Source organism: Paenarthrobacter sp. CM16, from assembly GCF_013179505.1.
Taxonomy (GTDB): Bacteria; Actinomycetota; Actinomycetes; order Actinomycetales; family Micrococcaceae; genus Arthrobacter.
This window is the reverse complement of sequence record NZ_JABMCX010000421.1, coordinates 1-3,008: the sequence shown is the minus strand read 5'-3', so window position 1 is coordinate 3,008 and position 3,008 is coordinate 1. Positions and strand designations below refer to the sequence as shown.

2 protein-coding genes and 1 pseudogene are annotated in these 3,008 nt (G+C 62.3%); all 3 read right to left on the bottom strand.

Annotated features, from left to right (window positions below; translation table 11 throughout):
- Positions 1-447 (bottom strand): annotated as a pseudogene (locus HP499_RS22800) (tryptophan-rich sensory protein); the annotation flags it as partial.
- Positions 444-1,784, bottom strand: coding sequence for an ABC transporter permease (locus HP499_RS22795; protein ID WP_172326347.1), 1,341 nt, complete (start codon positions 1,782-1,784; stop codon positions 444-446). The gene HP499_RS22795 and the pseudogene HP499_RS22800, both read right to left, overlap by 4 nt.
- Positions 1,774-3,008: ABC transporter ATP-binding protein (locus HP499_RS22790; protein WP_172326346.1), on the bottom strand; the 1,235-nt coding region annotated here is incomplete at its 5' end. The genes HP499_RS22795 and HP499_RS22790, both read right to left, overlap by 11 nt.

The window sequence follows — 3,008 nt, the reverse complement described above, 5'->3', positions numbered from 1 at the left end:
TACGCCGGAGAGCGAGCCAAAGACCAACGGCACCGCCAGGGTCACCGAGCCGGCAACCAGGCCGGCCAGGGAGATGGAGGGCTGGCGGGCGCCTGCGACGATCCACACGAGCAACGCGAACACAAACACCACGGCAAAGGCGATGGGAAGCCACTTGGGCGAGCGCTCCCCCTGTGTCCAGAGGTAGATGGAATAGGCAGCCATGGCAAGGAGCAGAATTCCGAAGACCACCCCGCCCACCTGCCCCGGAATCATGAGTGCAGGAACGGCGACTGCGTCACCGGCGTCGCTGATCTTCATCTCCGCAGTTTGGTCCGGGCCCAGGAAGCCGAAGAAAACCAAGGCTATGAGGGCCAGGATGCCGAGGGTGAGCGGAACTTTCATGGATGGCCGGAAGGCCGGCAGGGCCGTTGAACCCGACTTCGGAGCGGTGGTTGTCGCGCTCATTTGGCACCTCCGGAGGCGTTGACGAGGGCAGCCTTGGGAGCCGCTTTCGGTGTCTTGTTCTTCTTCTTCGGCTCAAGCCGGAAGATCGACCTGATCAGCGGCGGCGCTGCGATGAAGAGGACGATCAGGGACTGCACCACCAGCACAATGTCGATGGGTGTTCCCGTCTGGATCTGCATCTGCACTGCCCCTGCACGGAAAGCTCCGAACAGGAGGCCGGCGAAGAAAGTTCCCCAGGGTGTACTGCGTCCCAGCAGTGCAACAGTGATGGCGTCGAAGCCGATCTGGGCAGCGACGCCGCCGGTCAGCACCTTCTCGGTGCCGGCCACTTGCGCCACGCCGCCAAAGGCAGCCAGGGCTCCGGCCAAAGCCATCACCAGGATGGTTGCGCGCGGTACGTTGACGCCCGCAGTCCGGGCCGCGACGGGGTTGGCGCCAACGGCACGGAACTCAAAGCCGATGGTGGACCTGTTCAGCAGCCACCACACTCCGAAGGTCAGTGCTATGGCCACCAGGAAACCCAGGTGGAGCCGGGATCCGGGGATGAGTACCGGATACGTCGCCGATTCATCCAGGCGTGGTGAGATAGGGCTGCTGTCGCCGGGCCGGCGGAAGGCAGCAGTGTTGAGCAGGAAGTCCAGCAGGAACAGTGCCACATAGTTCAGCATGATGGTCACGATGACCTCGTGCGCACCTGTCCGCGCTTTGAGGATGCCCACGATCCCGCCCCATACAGCGCCGCCCAGGACACCCATGATGATGACCACCAGCAAGTGCAGGCCGAACGGCAGGTGCCAGGTGAAACCTACGTAGGCGGCCAGCGTGGCGCTGATGATGATCTGGCCCTGCGCACCGATGTTGAACAGTCCGGCCCGGAAGGCCAGGGCAACGCCAAGGCCGGCACAGATCAAGGGGGTTGCCACGGTCATGGTTTCGAGCAAGGGCTTGAAGCCTTCACGTGGACTGAACACGGAGCCTTGGAAGAGGGCAACATAGCTCTCGGTCATGGCTGACCACAATGCGTTCAGGAAATCCGTGGGCCGGGCAAAGAGGTAGCCCGCCGTTTTGGCCACCTGGGTGTCGGTGCTGGCGATCAGCAGTCCACCCAGGAACAGTGCTACCAGGACAGCCAGGACAGAGACAAAGCCGTTGCCCATCACGATCCTGCGCAGGACGCTGCCTTGCTGGTGGCCCGGATCCCCGCTTTGCGAGGAGACGGGCACAATGGAGGGTTCAAGCGTCCCTCCAGCGGTGTCCAGCGCCACGTCTGCTGCACGGACTTCGGCGGTGGATTCCTCGGGTGTCCGGGCCTTTTTGGACTCGTCGTTAGTTGTCATCGGAGCCTCCTTCCGGGCCGACTCCGGCCATCATCAAACCGAGCGTGTCCCGTGACGTCCCGCCGGGGACAATACCCACCAGCTTGCCCTTGTAGAGCACGGCGATCCTGTCTGCGAGTTCAATGACCTCGTCAAGTTCCGTGGAAACGATCATGACCGGCGTTCCGACATCGCGCTCGGCAACAATCCGTTTGTGCAGGAACTCGATGGAACCGACGTCCACGCCACGTGTGGGCTGGCTGGCAATGAACAACCGCAGGGGCCGGGACAGTTCCCTGGCCATGACCACTTTCTGCTGATTGCCGCCGGACAACGTTCCGGCAGCCGACGCCGCGGAGGGCGTCCGGATGTCGAACTCCTCAATTTTGGTTTTCGCATGCTCGGACACCTTGGCCGGCTTCATGCTGATGCCGCTGGCAAAGGGTGCCTGGTCATAGAGATCCAGGACCAGGTTCTCTGCCACGGAGAAGGGACCAACCAAGCCGTCCACTGAGCGGTCCTCCGGCACGAAGCCAACCCCCGAGCGCAGGACTTCCTTGACAGAAAGTCCCAGCAGTTGCTTGCCATCCAGTGTCACCGAACCGGTCACATGATCCTGGATGCCGAGGATCGCTTCGGTCAGTTCCGTCTGGCCATTGCCTTGGACACCGGCGACGGCGAGGATCTCGCCTTGGGCGATGTCGAAACTGATGCCGTCCACCACGTTGGTGCCGTTGGCTGCGCGGACCGTCAGGTTCTCCACCACGAACGTGGTTTCCTTCGGTTGTGCAGGGGCCTTGTTCAAGCTCAGGCTGACGGGACGGCCCACCATCATGGAGGCCAGTTCCGTAGCTGATGCAGTAGGCGGAGCATCTCCCACTACCTTGCCGCGGCGGATGACGGTGATGACGTCCGAGACTGCTTTCACTTCACGCAGCTTGTGCGAGATGAAGACGATGGAGGTGCCGCCGGCTTTGAGTTGACGCATGATGTCCAGGAGTTCATCGGTTTCCTGGGGCGTCAGCACGGCCGTTGGCTCGTCCAAAATCAGGACTTTGGCTTCACGCACCAGCGCTTTGATGATCTCGACGCGCTGCTGGACGCCCACGGGGAGGTCTTCGACCAGTGCGTCGGGATCAACGTCGAAGCCATACTTGTCCGAAATCTCCCGGATCTTCTTCCGGGTTTCTTCGATGCTGAGAACGCCTCCAAACGTGGTGGGCTCAGCGCCGAGGGCCACGTTCT

What these genes read in the sequence shown, in the direction of transcription:
- HP499_RS22795 (WP_172326347.1), bottom strand. Translation starts at nt 1,784, where the DNA reads ATGACAACTAACGACGAGTCCAAAAAGGCCCGGACACCCGAGGAATCC.